General features: G+C 25.4%; 15 protein-coding genes and 4 pseudogenes. 13 read left to right on the top strand and 6 right to left on the bottom strand.

Annotated features, from left to right (window positions below; genetic code table 4):
• Positions 1–121 precede the first annotated feature (121 nt).
• The 6 genes from AACK97_RS04100 to AACK97_RS04075 all read left to right on the top strand — a co-directional run bounded on the left by AACK97_RS04100 (position 122) and on the right by AACK97_RS04075 (position 3,560).
• Positions 122–799: a helix-turn-helix domain-containing protein gene (locus AACK97_RS04100; RefSeq protein ID WP_338966756.1), complete on the top strand. Its 678-nt coding sequence runs from the start codon at positions 122–124 to the stop codon at positions 797–799.
• 464 nt (positions 800–1,263) lie between these two features.
• Positions 1,264–1,590, top strand: a complete 327-nt coding sequence (locus AACK97_RS04095; RefSeq protein WP_338966755.1) for a hypothetical protein — start codon at positions 1,264–1,266, stop codon at positions 1,588–1,590.
• Positions 1,591–1,700: 110 nt separating this feature from the next.
• Positions 1,701–1,931, top strand: a complete 231-nt coding sequence (locus tag AACK97_RS04090) for a hypothetical protein (RefSeq protein WP_338966754.1) — start codon at positions 1,701–1,703, stop codon at positions 1,929–1,931.
• A 48-nt stretch (positions 1,932–1,979) separates the two neighbouring features.
• Entirely contained in the window at positions 1,980–2,225 is a 246-nt protein-coding gene (locus tag AACK97_RS04085) for a hypothetical protein (protein WP_338966752.1), read from the top strand.
• A gap of 24 nt (positions 2,226–2,249) precedes the next feature.
• The gene (locus AACK97_RS04080) at positions 2,250–3,233 is read left to right on the top strand and encodes a hypothetical protein (protein ID WP_338966751.1); all 984 of its coding nucleotides are present in this window, start codon (positions 2,250–2,252) and stop codon (positions 3,231–3,233) included.
• Positions 3,234–3,239: 6 nt separating this feature from the next.
• Positions 3,240–3,560 (top strand): hypothetical protein, encoded by a 321-nt coding sequence (locus tag AACK97_RS04075; protein ID WP_338966750.1) that lies wholly within the window; start codon positions 3,240–3,242, stop codon positions 3,558–3,560.
• A gap of 113 nt (positions 3,561–3,673) precedes the next feature.
• On the opposite strand, the pseudogene AACK97_RS04070 reads toward AACK97_RS04075, so the two are convergent.
• A pseudogene (locus AACK97_RS04070) lies at positions 3,674–4,618 on the bottom strand (IS30 family transposase).
• A gap of 280 nt (positions 4,619–4,898) precedes the next feature.
• Between AACK97_RS04070 and AACK97_RS04065 the strand changes: the two are divergent.
• Entirely contained in the window at positions 4,899–5,291 is a 393-nt protein-coding gene (locus AACK97_RS04065; protein WP_338966749.1) for a hypothetical protein, read from the top strand.
• Between the two features lie 278 nt (positions 5,292–5,569).
• Entirely contained in the window at positions 5,570–6,604 is a 1,035-nt protein-coding gene (locus tag AACK97_RS04060) for a hypothetical protein (RefSeq protein ID WP_338966748.1), read from the top strand.
• On the opposite strand, the gene AACK97_RS04055 is transcribed toward AACK97_RS04060, so the two are convergent.
• The gene (locus AACK97_RS04055; RefSeq protein ID WP_338966747.1) at positions 6,601–7,548 is read right to left on the bottom strand and encodes an IS30 family transposase; all 948 of its coding nucleotides are present in this window, start codon (positions 7,546–7,548) and stop codon (positions 6,601–6,603) included. The genes AACK97_RS04060 and AACK97_RS04055 overlap by 4 nt on opposite strands.
• Positions 7,549–7,616: 68 nt before the next feature.
• On the opposite strand from AACK97_RS04055, the gene AACK97_RS04050 reads away from it, so the two are divergent.
• The 4 genes and pseudogenes from AACK97_RS04050 (at position 7,617) to AACK97_RS04035 (ending at position 11,526) form a co-directional block, all read left to right on the top strand.
• The gene (locus AACK97_RS04050; RefSeq protein WP_338966746.1) at positions 7,617–8,516 is read left to right on the top strand and encodes a hypothetical protein; all 900 of its coding nucleotides are present in this window, start codon (positions 7,617–7,619) and stop codon (positions 8,514–8,516) included.
• Positions 8,517–8,570: 54 nt separating this feature from the next.
• Positions 8,571–9,682 (top strand): IS3 family transposase gene (locus AACK97_RS04045; RefSeq protein ID WP_338966745.1). Its coding sequence is split into 2 segments (ribosomal slippage): positions 8,571–8,814 and positions 8,814–9,682, totalling 1,113 coding nucleotides; the frame shifts between segments, so codons are not numbered across the junction.
• A 372-nt stretch (positions 9,683–10,054) separates the two neighbouring features.
• Positions 10,055–10,153 (top strand): annotated as a pseudogene (locus AACK97_RS07665) (IS30 family transposase); the annotation flags it as partial.
• A 32-nt stretch (positions 10,154–10,185) separates the two neighbouring features.
• On the top strand, positions 10,186–11,526 hold the full coding sequence (locus AACK97_RS04035; RefSeq protein WP_338966743.1) for an Mbov_0401 family ICE element transposase-like protein: 1,341 nt from the start codon (positions 10,186–10,188) through the stop codon (positions 11,524–11,526).
• A gap of 8 nt (positions 11,527–11,534) precedes the next feature.
• Here AACK97_RS04035 and AACK97_RS04030 read toward each other — a convergent pair.
• A pseudogene (locus tag AACK97_RS04030) lies at positions 11,535–12,122 on the bottom strand (IS3 family transposase); the annotation flags it as partial.
• A gap of 89 nt (positions 12,123–12,211) precedes the next feature.
• Between AACK97_RS04030 and AACK97_RS04025 the strand changes: the two are divergent.
• Positions 12,212–13,156, top strand: a complete 945-nt coding sequence (locus AACK97_RS04025) for an IS30 family transposase (RefSeq protein ID WP_338966714.1) — start codon at positions 12,212–12,214, stop codon at positions 13,154–13,156.
• Between the two features lie 45 nt (positions 13,157–13,201).
• On the opposite strand, the gene AACK97_RS04020 is transcribed toward AACK97_RS04025, so the two are convergent.
• From AACK97_RS04020 to AACK97_RS04005, 3 genes and pseudogenes are all read right to left on the bottom strand, one after another.
• On the bottom strand, positions 13,202–14,146 hold the full coding sequence (locus tag AACK97_RS04020; RefSeq protein WP_338966716.1) for an IS30 family transposase: 945 nt from the start codon (positions 14,144–14,146) through the stop codon (positions 13,202–13,204).
• 149 nt (positions 14,147–14,295) lie between these two features.
• Positions 14,296–15,154: pseudogene (locus tag AACK97_RS07660) on the bottom strand (IS30 family transposase).
• Between the two features lie 303 nt (positions 15,155–15,457).
• Positions 15,458–17,446 carry a PTS transporter subunit EIIC gene (locus AACK97_RS04005; RefSeq protein ID WP_338966740.1) on the bottom strand — a complete coding sequence of 663 codons (1,989 nt, stop codon included), beginning with the start codon at positions 17,444–17,446 and terminating at the stop codon, positions 15,458–15,460.
• Between the last annotated feature and the right edge of the window lie 14 nt (positions 17,447–17,460).

Genomic DNA, 17,460 nt, shown 5'->3' with positions numbered 1-17,460 from the left:
ATTAAGACAGTCAGCAATGATTGTCTTTTTATTTCCTGAAATGTAAAATTTTAAAAAGGACACTTATATAAAAAACAAATTGTGTTAATTCTATAATTAAGAAAAGAAAGGAATTAGCACAATGTATAAGTATCTGACTATTGAATCAATAATAGCAATAAAAGAATATAAAAGTTATGGATTTTCTATTCGTAAAATAGCAAAAGCAATTGATTATAGTAAATCAACTGTACACAGAGTTTGTAAATTATTAAATCAAAACTTATTACTATTAGAAATATTGAATCAAGTTCAAAAAAATAAACAAAATGCAGGTAGAAAATTAATAATTTTAACTTTAACAGAAATTAATACTATCAATCATTTGTTAATTACTAAAAATTATGCTCTTGATATAATTGCTGATTTTTTAAAGAAAAATAAAATAAAAAATATTTCAACAAAAACTTTATATAACATGTTTAAAACAAATCGAATGGGTTTTGATGAAAAAAATTTATTGAGAAAAGGCAAAAATAAACCTCATAAACAAAAAGAAACTAGGGGCAGAATTAATAATTGTAAATCTATTCATGAAAAAAATTTAAATGTGAAAATTTATTTTGCAGATGCCGGAAAACCTTGTCAAAGAGGTTTAAATGAGAACAATAATGGTATTTTAAGAAGATATTTACCAAAATCTACTGATTTATCTTCATATAAACAAAAAGACTTAAATTCTATAGCATTTCAAATTAATTCTACACCCAGAAAATCATTATCTTATAAAAGACCAATAGATTTAATACAATTATTTTAAAAAACTGTCCCATTTATATTTACAATTCAGGTTTTATAAGATGTTAAAAATTTGTTCTTTGAAAATTAAATACAAGTGAGTTAATAATGTTGGTATGTATTAAAGCACGATAAATTGTGGGTGGTCGCCATAATCAAAAGAAGTTTACCAGTTAATAGATAACATCCTATTAGCTATAGCAATTTGTTTCGTTTTGCAATAAAAAAATGAATGGGTGGATTTCCTAAAAATATACACGCTATTAAATTAGTTCCAAGGGTAGGATGCGGATATTAAAGTGTAGAAATTTCTATATAGGGATATACTAAGTTTAAAATTATTAAAATCTTTGTCTAATTAAAAAAACAAAATTTACTAACAAAGCTTGTTAAACACTTAAATCTTCGATATATAAGTGTTTAAAAAACTAAGTTAACTAACTTAGTTAATATAACTTAGTTTATTCATAAGAAAGGTAATTTATTATGAAAAACATTGAAAACATTTTCTTAAATACTAAAAAATATCTTTTAAAAGAAACACAAAACGCAATGTTTATTAAAGCACCAAAAATTCCGTGATTTAATGAACAAATCGGCATTTGGTTTCCAAAGCGATTTGTTTATAAAGGAAAATATGAAAATTCTATTTGCATCGGAATAATAAAAGATAGTAAATATCAAGTAATTTCAGTTAATCAACAAGAGCAAGAAACCAAGTGAATTAAAGGACAAGAATTATTAAGTTTCTTCATTGCCGAAAAAGAAAACAACAAAAAAGATACAAATTATAACTATTTTAAAGGAGTTTAAAAATGAATATTGCGATTGGAATAATATTTACTATTATTTGCATAATGTTATTAGCATATTTTGCTTATAAAATTTATGCCAAAATAAAAATGATTTTTGGGAGATAAAAAATGACAATAAACTTAAAAGAATTTAATTGAGAACAAATTAAACAAACTTTCTGAGATTTATTTATTCAAATTACAACCATCCCCGCTCACATTACTGGTGGTAAAGAAATTAAATTAATAGAAGCACCACTTTGACTCTTAATAGCAAACATTGCTTTTTGATTTTTAACAGCGATTATGGTGTGATTTATTCTAATGTTACTTTGAAAAACCATATCAATATTTAGATAGAAGCGAAATTAATGTCAAGAAGTTACATTAAAGAAAGGGGGTGATTATATGATTGGAACTTTATTGGCCGATGCACCAGTAACAGTAGAAAAAATAACAGCTAGTGACGCGATGACTAAATTATGAAATGCAATTATAACGGCTTTTACTAAAATGTGAGAAATTATTGCTGTTAATATGCCACAAGTTGGTAACTTCTTTGCTGACTATTGAATCTTCATTTTTCCATTTATTTTGGCAATATTCTTTATTTGCTTTAAAATGTTTGAAAAACTACTTGGAGCAGTACGCTAATAAAAAAATAAAGTGAGGTGCAAGATGAAATTTTGCAAATGAATAATAGAAAAAAATAACCATTTTATTGAATTAAATCGCACCTCATTTTTAATTTTATGACATTGGGGAGCAATTTGATATATTTACAACGGTTATTTTAAAAACATTGTGAGCTATTTATTTTTAGCGGGTTGTATTTTAATTTTCCTTTTTAAAATCGGTAATTTAACACAAATTAACAAAGTTATTAATTTCTTAAAAAACTCACCATTAAATATTGTTATTGGTTCATTAGGAACTGGAAAAACTGCTTTTCTAGTGTATGCCTCAAAATTACTAAAAAAGAAGAAATATCATATCGCATCAACCTTTCCATTACTAGAAACCCAAAAATTAAGTTTAGGACATATGGGATTATTAGATTTTGATTACCCGGTATTACCAGATAAAACCTTACTTTTGTGAGATGAAACCAATTTATTCTTAGAAGGAACTGATTGAGAAAAAAATAATACCAAAAACGAAGAAACCGGTATTCAAGAATATTTCGCTCTGGCACGACATTTTGGTCATATTGTGCTCGCTAGTGGTCAAAGAGACAAACATATATGAGTTAAAGTTCGTGATATTGCCAATAATGTGATTGTGGGCATTCGCAAAAAACCCGTTAATATTTTTCATCCCTACTTAAAAGTCATTTATGGTACCTTTACGAGCATTGAAGAATATGAACGCTGACGAAACACCTTAATTGATGCTAAAAATAGTAAAAAGGGTCGTCGCATTAAATATCGTGATATTCCTGAACTTGATATTTATTTTTTTAAACTAAAAATTCCTCTACCAATATTAAACACTTACAATTCTTTTTACCTAGCGTTTTTAAGAGATTACTTAAATTCAAAAGTAAATCCTGACTATGAAGATAAACACTATACTGACACAGCAATTGATTTAGAAGATTTAGAATACTTAAAAATGGATAAATTTAGCAAATTTTTAAGAAAAATGAAAGAAAAGGAATAATAAAAAATGGAAAATCTCGCAAAAATGGCCGACTTTCTAGCTCAAATGCTTTATAAAGTTTTTGACTTAATTTGAAGTTTAGAGGTGCCAGGAACGAATATTCAACTAATATTTCCTTTATTCTTAACGCTGGCTGTAGAATTTCTTATGGCAATTATTCTAGGTTTTGGTAGTCAACAAGTTAATTTAGAAAAACAACGCCAATATGCCATTAAAAATAGTGGTCGTTTAAGTGCGTGAGGAAAAGCTAAAAAACAAATACAACCAATAAATCCAAATAAAATTAATTGAAAACAAAGAAATAAAAAAACAAAACAAGGTAACTAACAATGTTTAAACTAATTATTATTTTTATCTTAATAACTGTTCTTGGACTTTTAGCTGGTAGTCATTTTGAAACTTTAACTAACCTGAATTGTAAATATAAATGGGACAGTTTTTTAAAATAATTGTATTAAATCTATTGGTCTTTTATAAGATAATGATTTTCTGGGTGTAGAATTAATTTGAAATGCTATAGAATTTAAGTCTTTTTGTTTATATGAAGATAAATCAGTAGATTTTGGTAAATATCTTCTTAAAATACCATTATTGTTCTCATTTAAACCTCTTTGACAAGGTTTGCCGGCATCTGCAAAATAAATTTTAACATTACAATTTTTTTCAATTAATTTTTATTTACTAAATTCTTTACCACGATCAAAAGTAATAGTTTTAATTGTTCCTGGTATTAATTTTGAAATAAATTTTATTATACTTTGTGTAATACTTTCTGCTTTATGATTTTTAGTTTTCAAAGGAATTGTGGTTTTTGATCATATATCAGCTAAAGTAATAATAGAACTTTTATGATCTTTACCAACGATAGTATCTCCTTCTCAATGGCCAAATTCTTGTATATTTTTAATATTTGGAATGATTAAATTTCTTTCATGAATAGATTTACAATTATTAATTCTGCCCCTAGTTTCTTTTTGTTTATGAGGTTTATTTTTGCCTTTTCTCAATAAATTTTTTTCATCAAAACCCATTCGATTTGTTTTAAACATGTTATATAAAGTTTTTGTTGAAATATTTTTTATTTTATTTTTCTTTAAAAAATCAGCAATTATATCAAGAGCATAATTTTTAGTAATTAACAAATGATTGATAGTATTAATTTCTGTTAAAGTTAAAATTATTAATTTTCTACCTGCATTTTGTTTATTTTTTTGAACTTGATTCAATATTTCTAATGGTAATAAGTTTTGATTTAATAATTTACAAACTCTGTGTACAGTTGATTTACTATAATCAATTGCTTTTGCTATTTTACGAATAGAAAATCCATAACTTTTATATTCTTTTATTGCTATTATTGATTCAATAGTCAGATACTTATACATTGTGCTAATTCCTTTCTTTTCTTAATTATAGAATTAACACAATTTGTTTTTTATATAAGTGTCCTTTTTAATTTTACATTTCAGGTAACTATATTAGCGAAGGCCTTGCCAATTTCCAAAAATTTATTACTAGCAATTTAAAAATTTTAGAACTATTTAAACCAATGGCTCGGATATTTTCTCAACATCCAATCTTTACCATTCTTGGTGTTACTTGTGTACTTATTGCTTTATTTTATTGTGATTAAAGGACGGTAAAAAATATGAAAGGAGAATTAAAATGAAAAAACTTTTAAGAAAATTATTTAAAAAAGATAATTCAAAAGAAAAATTGCCGTTAAAATTAAGAATTAAAAATTCTTTTAAAAAACAGTGGTTAAAGGTAGCATTAAGTATCATTTTCATTTTTATAAGCTTATTAATTTGTGCATTAACAGCAATCGATACTAAATGAATAACCGGAACAAGTAAAGAATTTAATAAATTTATGAATGAAGAGATGGTTAAATTCTTTGGCAAATTTAATAGTGGCATTATGCTCGCAGGAATATTTATTTTCTGATGAGGTGGATCGATATATTTTGCACTTAAATTTGAAAAATTAATCCGCTTTATTATTCAGAAAATTAAAGCAAAAAGAGCCTTGAAAAATGAAATCAAACAAACTCATTAATTCTTTAAAAAAATATTGATGAATAATACTTAATTACATTATATTCATATCTTTAAGTATAGTTTTATTATTACATACAGATATTGAAAATTTGCAACAATTTATTAAAAATTTTGGAGCAATTGGTAAGTTAATGATTATAGGTTATTCATTAGTATGAGTAACCATAACAGAAATAGTAAACTGCTTAATTCGCTTTATATTAAAAAAGAAAAAAGATTAAAGCTAAAAGAATAATGAAAAACAAAATATTTTAAAAAGGAGTGATAAAAATGTTTATGAAAATATTTACAATGATAATTATTAGTTTCAATAACATTTTTACTGTTCCCCAAAACATTAATAATGACAAAGCAACATCGCAACTAATTAGAAATAAAAGACAAAGTGATAAAATTTATAACTTTGAAATTAGAAACTTAGAAAAAATAAGATTTTTAACAGAAAGGCAAGACCATGACCTTTTAAAAGTTGAGATAAGAACAGAAGAAAATATAAATGCAAATATAGATAAACAATTACCAAATTTAAAAAATGTAAAAATTTTTAGTTTAGAGTTTAATGCAGAGCTTGTAAATAACATAATTAAACAAAAAGACTTTCAAAAAATAACAAATACTTATGGAACAAAAATAGATACTTCGGGTTTAAATTTTTATACCTGAATGATTAATATACCCAATAAAACAATTAGAATTAAAGCACAAGGAACAGAATTATTAACTTTTGAACATGATGATACTAACAATTATAGATTAAATAAAACAAATAATTTTGAAGTTGAAATTGAAAAAGATAGCACTGATATTGAATTACCAACAACAAACACCAAATTTGATGGCAACCATAACTATAACGATGTTATTTATAATCTTGATTACTTAATGATTCATCGTGGTGATTTTGACAAATTCAATTACTCTTATCTTTATTGAACACCAGTATTTAATTTCATTGACACCTTAGAAAAAGGTTATTATAAAGAATTTACGATTAAAAATCATGGTTTTAAAAGCGAAAGCTATTTTTATCATAAAAATTCTACTAGTGAAGAAAAAATAAATAAAAATATATTAAAAATTAAAGCCTTTAATAAAACTCTAATCGCAGGTAATAACTATTTACAATTATTACATGGTGAAAGTGAAATCTGAAAATATGACACGACAAATGACAACGATTATTATCTAATTAAGTACCTTTTTGGAACTTTAAATTATTTTAATGTTAAATTTAGTTTTCTGCGTTATGACCCTGAATTAAAAAACGACATTTACCTTTATTTGCCAAATTGTAAAGTTAAGTGCAACTAAATTATTTTTCTAACCAAATATTCGATTGGCGAAAGATAATTTAGTATTTTTCTTGGTCTTTGGTTTAAAGACAATATAAATTTATGAACTGCATTTTTAGTAGTGTTTGAAAAATTAAATTTTTTAGGAAATTTTTCTCTAATTAAACCATTAGTATTTTCATTAGTACCTCTTTGTCAAGGCGAATATGCATCAGCAAAATAAATTTTCACATTTAAATTTTTTTCAAGTTGTTGTCAATTAGCAAATTCTTTACCCCTATCAAATGTTATAGTCTTAACAAGATTATTTGGAAGAATTGATAAATAATGACTAATATTTTTGTTAATAACTTTAGTAGTTCTATTTTCAACTAATATTGCTAAAGTAAATCTTGATGTTCTTTCAACTAAAGTTATTAAACATGATTTACTTTTACCTCGTGATGATACTACAGTATCACCTTCTCAATGGCCAAGAGTTATGCGATTATTAACATTTCGTTCTTTAATGGATTTACCATTAAATTTACCCCGATTTTCTTGAGATTTTCGTTTCTTACCTTTTCTTCTTAAATTTTTACTAGTAACCTTTTCAAGTAATCCAGAATAAATTCAATTGTAAATTGTTTTAAAACTAATAATTCATTCTTGATGAAAATTTTTAATTCTGCCATAAACTTGTTCAGGCGATCAACCTAATAATAATTTTTGTTGTACATATTTTACTAATTCTCTATTTTTAAATTTATGAAAATAAACATGTAATTGTTTTCTATTTTTTTCTGCTTTATTTTGTGCAATTAATGAAAAATAATGATTATTATCTTTATTTCTATTAACTTCTCGATTAATAGTACTAATACTTCGATTAAGATTTTTAGCTATTTCACTAATTTTTACTTTAAATTTCAATTGATTCTCAATATAAATTCTTTCATCTATGCCAAGATGTTTGTATCCCATATAAAAACTCCTTAAATTTACTTTTTCTAAAATAAACTTAGCATCATGAAATTTTTATATGAAATCTTTTGCAATTTTATTTACTTGCACTTACAAGTATAATTCAGCATTTTAAAAACAACATTCCTAATATTAACAACAGCGATTACAAAAATGTTTTTGACGAAATCTACGAAATCCTTGGCAACTTTTTTGCTAGTTTATTTTACGCCACTTTTGACATGGACGAAAAAACTCATACCGAAATTGATTTTAAAGGCGTAGACAATTATAACAAAGATTACTTTATTCAAATTGGGTTCTTTTATCGCTCGTTAATTACCTTTTATCCCAAAAAATATTTAATTAATATTACTGGTAATTCAGAATTATTATTAAGAAGTTATTTTTTTACTTTTGATAAAAAAACGCACCAAAAAAATTATAATGCCATTAAAAACAACAATAGCATTTATCAAATTGATTTTGATGTCCTTAAATCCTATGATAATAAATTGATTACCTTGCCGACCAACAAACTCGCTAATAGTATTAATTACCTCAATACCGATATTGATATTCGCTACGGTATTAATATTTTTACCTTAACCTTTCCACTTTATCACAAAGGCAACATCTCTAATTACAATTTTAAAATTTATGACTTTAATGTCTTAAATTCTACAACCTTTATTCCTGATGGTTCCACCAACTTAGAATGAGATGACTTAATTCTGCCAGCAAATTGCAAGTATTCTGGACGATGAATACCAACTTTTAATGATATTGGATGTGCCATTCAAAATTCTGGTATCAAAATGATTAACTGAATGCTTACTGCTTCACAAATTATTACCATTTTAAGACCGTTAGCAATTATTGCAAAAGCAACAGTTAACTTTTCAACTGCTATTTTCCCAGTTTTTAAAACGGTACCAGCTTTTTACTATACATTTCAATTTTTAATCGGTTTGGATAGGCTACAATAAGTTGGACCATAATTATATAGACTTCAAAATTATTAAGAAAGAAGGAATATAAAAATGGGAAATAAAACCTCATACTCTGAAGAATTTAAAAAACAAATTGTAATGCTATACAAAAATGACAAAAGTGTTATTAATTTAGGGAAAGAATATAATTTACCAAAACCAACTATTTATAGTTGAATTAAAAATTATAATAATTCTGGGTCATTTAAAGCAAAAGATAATCGCACTGTCGAAGAAAATGAATTAATTTACTTGCGAAAAGAAAACCAACAATTACGAATGGAAAATGACATTTTAAAGCAAGCAGCACTGATAATCGGGAAAAAATAACAATAATTAATAACAACAAAAATAAATATTCAGTGAGGAAAATATGTAAGATTTTAGGTTTACTAAAATCAACATATTATTATCAAACTAATAAATGCACCAAGTTTGATGTTAATAATTATGAACAAGAAGTTATCAGTGCATTTAATAAAAGTCGCAAGATTTATGGTGCTCGTAAAATTAAAGCTGTTTTAATAAGAAAAAATATCATTTTATCACGACGAAAAATCCGATTCATTATGATCAAAAATAATTTGGTTTCTAAATACACCAAGTTAAAATATTGTAATCATAAAAAAACAGTTAATAATGACGAAATTAATAATGTTTTAAATCGTCAATTTAATGACAAAAAACCAAATGAAGTTGTTGTTAGTGATTTAACATATGTTCAAGTTGGCACTAAATGACATTATATTTGTTTATTAATTGACTTGTTTAATCGCGAAGTAATTGGCTATAGTGCTGGACCAAATAAAACTGCTGAATTAGTTCAACAAGCTTTTCACAAGATAACACGACCATTAAATAAAATAACTTTATTTCATACTGATCGTGGTAATGAGTTTAAAAATAAAATTATTGATGAAATTTTAATAACCTTTAAAATTAAAAGATCATTAAGCTCCAAAGGATGCCCATATGATAATGCTGTTGCTGAAGCAACTTACAAAACCTTTAAAACCGAATTTATTAACGGTAAAAAATTTGCAAACTTAACACAACTAAAATGCGAACTATTTGATTTTGTTAATTGATATAACAATATTCGAATTCATGGCAGTTTAAATTATTTAACTCCCGTTGAATTTAGAAAATACCAGTCTACATAAAAAGTGTCCTAAAAAGGGTTGCCAATCCATATATTGAAAAAATAAAGCAATAAAGGAATTAAAATAATGAAAATTTTAAATATAATAACTCTTTTGACATTAACAATATTACCAATAGTAAGCTGTTCTAAAAAAGCAAATGAACCAGTAGAACAAAAAAATAAAGATAACGAAAACAAAGTTTATGATTTTGAAATTAGAAACTTAGAAAAAATAAGATTTTTAACAGAAAGGCAAGACCATGACCTTTTAAAAGTTGAGATAAGAACAGAAGAAAATATAAATGCAAATATAGATAAACAATTACCAAATTTAAAAAATGTAAAAATTTTTAGTTTAGAGTTTAATGCAGAGCTTGTAAATAACATAATTAAACAAAAAGACTTAAATTCTATAGCATTTCAAATTAATTCTACACCCAGAAAATCATTATCTTATAAAAGACCAATAGATTTAATACAATTATTTTAAAAAACTGTCCCATTTATATTTACAATTCAGGTTTGTTTACAACCCATAAAAATATGTACACCAATAAATGCGAACAACTAGCTAATGAATACGAAAAATTAGATGAATATTTATATAAATATCACTATCGCTTAAAACAAGGTTATAAAGTAGTTCATTTTTCATCAAGAACAATTATTACAATTTTTGGTGATGTTACTTTTAAACGACGCCGATATAAATATTGAAATCAAAAATCAGGGAAATTTGAATATGTATGTTTGTTAGATAAAGAAATTGGTTTATTGCCCAAACAACGCATTTATTTTGATGTTCAATTTAAAGTTTTAAGTCTTCTAGGTGATGGCAAGCGCTATCGCGATGTTTTAGATGTTCTAAATCATTGTTATATTTCAAAAGCTAGTATTTCGAATATTTTAAATAAATATGATATTGCCGAATATTTTCAACTAGCAGAAAAAGAAACTAAAACTAGCATTGATGTCAAAAATAAGGATTTATATATTCAGCTAGATGAAACATTTTTAGCAACATCATATCATAAAGTTAAACAAGACCAAAGAATTCGTTTGGTTACTTTTCATACCGGACATAAAGAAAAAAATTACAAAAATGCTCGTAGAGCGTTAGAAAACAAACGGGGTACTTTTCTAATGTTAAAAGTTGGTAAACGAATAAATACGATGGATTATCGTGATTTATTAATTAGAGAATTACAAAAACATTATGTGAATATTAATTATGACAAAATAATTTTTTGTGGTGATGGCGCTACTTGAATTAGAGAAATTGCCAATAGTTTTGGTAATGTTAGATATATTTTAGATGGTTATCACGCTATTAAAAAATTAAAACAAACGGCATTTAATATTGTTTTTGAAAATCGTAAAGTAGCACTAAATAGTTGAATTAAATTATACAAGGATGGAAATCATCAAGAATTAGTCAAAACCATTAGTAATATTGCTAAAAATGAATTAAATAAAGATATTAAAACAAATTTAAAAAAGACTAGTAATTATTTTAAAAAAAATAAGCACGGCATTTATAATCAAAATTTAGAATGAAATATCGGTTGTAGCATCGAGAGTGATGTATCGCATTTAGTAAAACAACAATTAGGATATGGGGCAAAAATATATAATCATAAGAATTTGAATAACCTATTACATTTAAGAATGGCAAATTTAAACAAATTAAACGTATTACATTACATTAATGAAAATATTAATTCAGAAATAAAAATCAGAAAAGAAATATATAAAAATTCATTATGAAATAAATATGATAATAAAAATGATGATAGTTGAATTAACTATAAAGGTAATGCTGTAACAAATAAATATAATAGATGGATTGGCAACCCTTTTTAGGACACTTTTTATGTAGACTGGTATTTTCTAAATTCAACGGGAGTTAAATAATTTAAACTGCCATGAATTCGAATATTGTTATATCAATTAACAAAATCAAATAGTTCGCATTTTAGTTGTGTTAAGTTTGCAAATTTTTTACCGTTAATAAATTCGGTTTTAAAGGTTTTGTAAGTTGCTTCAGCAACAGCATTATCATATGGGCATCCTTTGGAGCTTAATGATCTTTTAATTTTAAAGGTTATTAAAATTTCATCAATAATTTTATTTTTAAACTCATTACCACGATCAGTATGAAATAAAGTTATTTTATTTAATGGTCGTGTTATCTTGTGAAAAGCTTGTTGAACTAATTCAGCAGTTTTATTTGGTCCAGCACTATAGCCAATTACTTCGCGATTAAACAAGTCAATTAATAAACAAATATAATGTCATTTAGTGCCAACTTGAACATATGTTAAATCACTAACAACAACTTCATTTGGTTTTTTGTCATTAAATTGACGATTTAAAACATTATTAATTTCGTCATTATTAACTGTTTTTTTATGATTACAATATTTTAACTTGGTGTATTTAGAAACCAAATTATTTTTGATCCCTGAAATGTAAAATTAAAAAGGACACTTATATAAAAAACAAATTGTGTTAATTCTATAATTAAGAAAAGAAAGGAATTAGCACAATGTATAAGTATCTGACTATTGAATCAATAATAGCAATAAAAGAATATAAAAGTTATGGATTTTCTATTCGTAAAATAGCAAAAGCAATTGATTATAGTAAATCAACTGTACACAGAGTTTGTAAATTATTAAATCAAAACTTATTACCATTAGAAATATTGAATCAAGTTCAAAAAAATAAACAAAATGCAGGTAGAAAATTAATAATTTTAACTTTAACAGAAATTAATACTATCAATCATTTGTTAATTACTAAAAATTATGCTCTTGATATAATTGCTGATTTTTTAAAGAAAAATAAAATAAAAAATATTTCAACAAAAACTTTATATAACATGTTTAAAACAAATCGAATGGGTTTTGATGAAAAAAATTTATTGAGAAAAGGCAAAAATAAACCTCATAAACAAAAAGAAACTAGGGGCAGAATTAATAATTGTAAATCTATTCATGAAAGAAATTTAATCATTCCAAATATTAAAAATATACAAGAATTTGGCCATTTAGAGGGAGATACTATCGTTGGTAAAGATCATAAAAGTTCTATTATTACTTTAGCTGATATATGATCAAAAACCACAATTCCTTTGAAAACTAAAAATCATAAAGCAGAAAGTATTACACAAAGTATAATAAAATTTATTTCAAAATTAATACCAGGAACAATTAAAACTATTACTTTTGATCGTGGTAAAGAATTTAGTAAATGAAAATTAATTGAAAAAAATTGTAATGTTAAAATTTATTTTGCAGATGCCGGAAAACCTTGTCAAAGAGGTTTAAATGAGAACAATAATGGTATTTTAAGAAGATATTTACCAAAATCTACTGATTTATCTTCATATAAACAAAAAGACTTAAATTCTATAGCATTTCAAATTAATTCTACACCCAGAAAATCATTATCTTATAAAAGACCAATAGATTTAATACAATTATTTTAAAAAACTGTCCCATTTATATTTGCCAAATTGTAAAGTTAAGTGCAACTAAATTATTTTTCTAACCAAATATTCGATTGGCGAAAGATAATTTAGTATTTTTCTTGGTCTTTGGTTTAAAGACAATATAAATTTATGAACTGCATTTTTAGTAGTGTTTGAAAAATTAAATTTTTTAGGAAATTTTTCTCTAATTAAACCATTAGTATTTTCATTAGTACCTCTTTGTCAAGGTGAATATGCATCAGCAAAATAAATTTTCACATTTAAATTTTTTTCAAGTTGTTGTCAATTAGCAAATTCTTTACCCCTATCAAATGTTATAGTCTTAACAAGATTATTTGGAAGAATTGATAAATAATGACTAATATTTTTGTTAATAACTTTAGTAGTTCTATTTTCAACTAATATTGCTAAAGTAAATCTTGATGTTCTTTCAACTAAAGTTATTAAACATGATTTACTTTTACCTCGTGATGATACTACAGTATCACCTTCTCAATGGCCAAGAGTTATGCGATTATTAACATTTCGTTCTTTAATGGATTTACCATTAAATTTACCCCGATTTTCTTGAGATTTTCGTTTCTTACCTTTTCTTCTTAAATTTTTACTAGTAACCTTTTCAAGTAATCCAGAATAAATTCAATTGTAAATTGTTTTAAAACTAATAATTCATTCTTGATGAAAATTTTTAATTCTGCCATAAATTTGTTCAGGCGATCAACCTAATAATAATTTTTGTTGTACATATTTTACTAATTCTCTATTTTTAAATTTATGAAAATAAACATGTAATTGTTTTCTATTTTCTGCTTTATTTTGTGCAATTAATGAAAAATAATGATTATTATCTTTATTTCTATTAACTTCTCGATTAATAGTACTAATACTTCGATTAAGATTTTTAGCTATTTCACTAATTTTTACTTTAAATTTCAATTGATTCTCAATATAAATTCTTTCATCTATGCCAAGATGTTTGTATCCCATATAAAAACTCCTTAAATTTACTTTTTCTAAAATAAACTTAGCATCATGAAATTTTTATATGAAATCTTTTGCAATTTTATTTACTTGCACTTACAAGTATAATTCAGCTTTTATTTTTCCTGAATTGTAAATATAAATGGGACAGTTTTTTAAAATAATTGTATTAAATCTATTGGTCTTTTATAAGATAATGATTTTCTGGGTGTAGAATTAATTTGAAATGCTATAGAATTTAAGTCTTTTTGTTTATATGAAGATAAATCAGTAGATTTTGGTAAATATCTTCTTAAAATACCATTATTGTTCTCATTTAAACCTCTTTGACAAGGTTTGCCGGCATCTGCAAAATAAATTTTAACATTACAATTTTTTTCAATTAATTTTCATTTACTAAATTCTTTACCACGATCAAAAGTAATAGTTTTAATTGTTCCTGGTATTAATTTTGAAATAAATTTTATTATACTTTGTGTAATACTTTCTGCTTTATGATTTTTAGTTTTCAAAGGAATTGTGGTTTTTGATCATATATCAGCTAAAGTAATAATTAGAACTTTTATGATCTTTACCAACGATAGTATCTCCCTCTAAATGGCCAAATTCTTGTATATTTTTAATATTTGGAATGATTAAATTTCTTTCATCAAAACCCATTCGATTTGTTTTAAACATGTTATATAAAGTTTTTGTTGAAATATTTTTTATTTTATTTTTCTTTAAAAAATCAGCAATTATATCAAGAGCATAATTTTTAGTAATTAACAAATGATTGATAGTATTAATTTCTGTTAAAGTTAAAATTATTAATTTTCTACCTGCATTTTGTTTATTTTTTTGAACTTGATTCAATATTTCTAATGGTAATAAGTTTTGATTTAATAATTTACAAACTCTGTGTACAGTTGATTTACTATAATCAATTGCTTTTGCTATTTTACGAATAGAAAATCCATAACTTTTATATTCTTTTATTGCTATTATTGATTCAATAGTCAGATACTTATACATTGTGCTAATTCCTTTCTTTTCTTAATTATAGAATTAACACAATTTGTTTTTTATATAAGTGTCCTTTTTAATAATTTTACATTTCAGGATTATTAATAGTACCTAAATTGCTTGTAGCTCCTATTGATAAACTCGAAATAATTAATAACTTAGTTAACTTATCATTCATCATTTAATAATCAATCCTTTCAGCTTCTTTCTCTTATTAAAACATATTAATTTTTAAATTCAACTGAAAAAAGAGTGAATTTAATTTTTTTTAAATTCACTCTTAATTAATTACTATTTACTACTAAATATTTATTACTTTTTACTATTTTCTGCGGAAGAAGAGCGATACAAAATTTCCTTAATTTTATTTTTTCAAATATCTGATTGACCACCAAAAACTACAGCCATTTGCTTCTTACCACTCTTTTTAATAGGCTTAGTACTTAAAATTTCTAATTCGCCAGCATCAACTTTATTCATATCAACGACTTGCACTCGCAATCTTGAAGCACAAGCATCAATATTTTCAATATTTTCTGCTCCGCCCAAAGCAGCTAATATTTTTTCTGCTGTAACAATTCCTTTTCCAGATTTCTTATCTTTAAGTTTTTCTTTTTCATCATTAATAATATTATCTTCTATTGGCGACATATTCTTAGATTGACTTTTTGCTGCTTGATAATCTTTTTTTGTAAATAAATGAATCTGCCCATCAACAGCTTCTCTTCCCGGAATTTTAATATTAAATCGTAAAATCAAGAAATAAAATAAGAAGAAATAAATCGCTGCATAGGCTGCACCAACAATTGGTACAACTCATCAATTAGTTGTTTGACCACTAAAACTTGGAACAATTCCATAAATAATTCAGTCTAATACTCCACCAGAGAAAGTCATTCCAATTTTTACTTGTAAAACATTCATTAACATAAATGATATTCCCGCTAATGGCACATGAATCCCATAAAATAACCACGGGGCCACAAATAAGAAACTAAATTCTAACGGTTCAGTAATTCCTGTTAAGAAACTGGTTAATCCAGCAGAAGCATATACTCCTAATGCTGTATTTCGATTTTCCTTAGGTACCGTCAATGCCATTGCTGCTGCTGCTGCTGGCAATCCAAACATCATAAAGGGAAACTTACCTGCTTGGAATCGCCCTAGTCGTAATCCCCGACCTCACATATCTTGCAATGTTAATTTTCCATCAGCAATAACTGCCATAAATCCTGTTTGGTCACCAACAGCTGTTAAAGTTAATGGATTAGCTACATCCCCAGTACTAGCAAAGTCACTAATCGCTCCACCAGCACCAGATCATCACAATGGTGCATAAAACACATGATGCAATCCAAAAGGAATTAATGATCGTTCAATTAATCCAAAAAATAATGAATCTAATCCCACAGGTAATGTTCCCGATGAACGCCCAAATCAATTAAATGCTGCCCCAACTGGCGGTCATATTAAAATAAAAATAAACGCCAAGGGAATAACAGCAAAGAATACCACAATTGGGACAAATTTTACGCCACTAAAAAAACTAATGTAAGAAGGTAATTCTGTTAGATAAAAGCGATTGTAAAGAAAAGCAACTAACGCCCCAACAATAATTCCTCCAAATACTCCTGAATTTAGTGTTGGTCCAATACCTAAAATTGATGTCGTTAATTTATTATCAACTGCTAAATCACCTTTTCAAAATCATAAATTATAGTTAATCGGCGTTTCACTTGATGATATTACTTGATAAAAAGTATCATCAATTGGTTTTCCGCCCAATGTTCCTCCTAATAATTTACTAAATTCAGCAGTTAATTTTGGTATTAAATCTTTTCCCGTATATAATTCCTTTAATGAAACTACAATCTTCTGATCTTTACCCGCATCATCAACATATGCTAAAACATAGTTATAGTTTATTACCCCTTGATTCATAAAGACAGCAATTACAACAACAAAAATTAGAAAACCAATTAATGCGGTTAAACCTGCAACTCCCGCATCATTAGTAAAAGCAATTGCAACTGAAATTGCAAATAATACTGGTAAATTAGCAAATGGGACATCACCCATCATTTTTAAAAATGTACCAAAAGTTTCTCAGGCTTCTGCATCAGCATTTTTAGCAAGTGTTTCAATTGTTGCTCCAATTCCTAAAAATAATCCCGCAATTGGTAACAACGCAATCGGCAACATAAATGCTTTAGATAATTTTTGAAGAACACCTTGACTTTTTTCTTTAAAGTTACTCCAAAAACTGCCTAAAGACTGTTTAAATCCAAGCTTTGACGACATATAAACCGTTCCTT

Source organism: Spiroplasma endosymbiont of Lonchoptera lutea (assembly GCF_964019715.1).
In the GTDB taxonomy this organism is placed as follows: Bacteria; Bacillota_I; Bacilli_A; order Mycoplasmatales; family Nriv7; genus Nriv7.
Note: the sequence above shows the minus strand (reverse complement) of the source record. Positions and strands in the feature narration are given on the sequence as shown.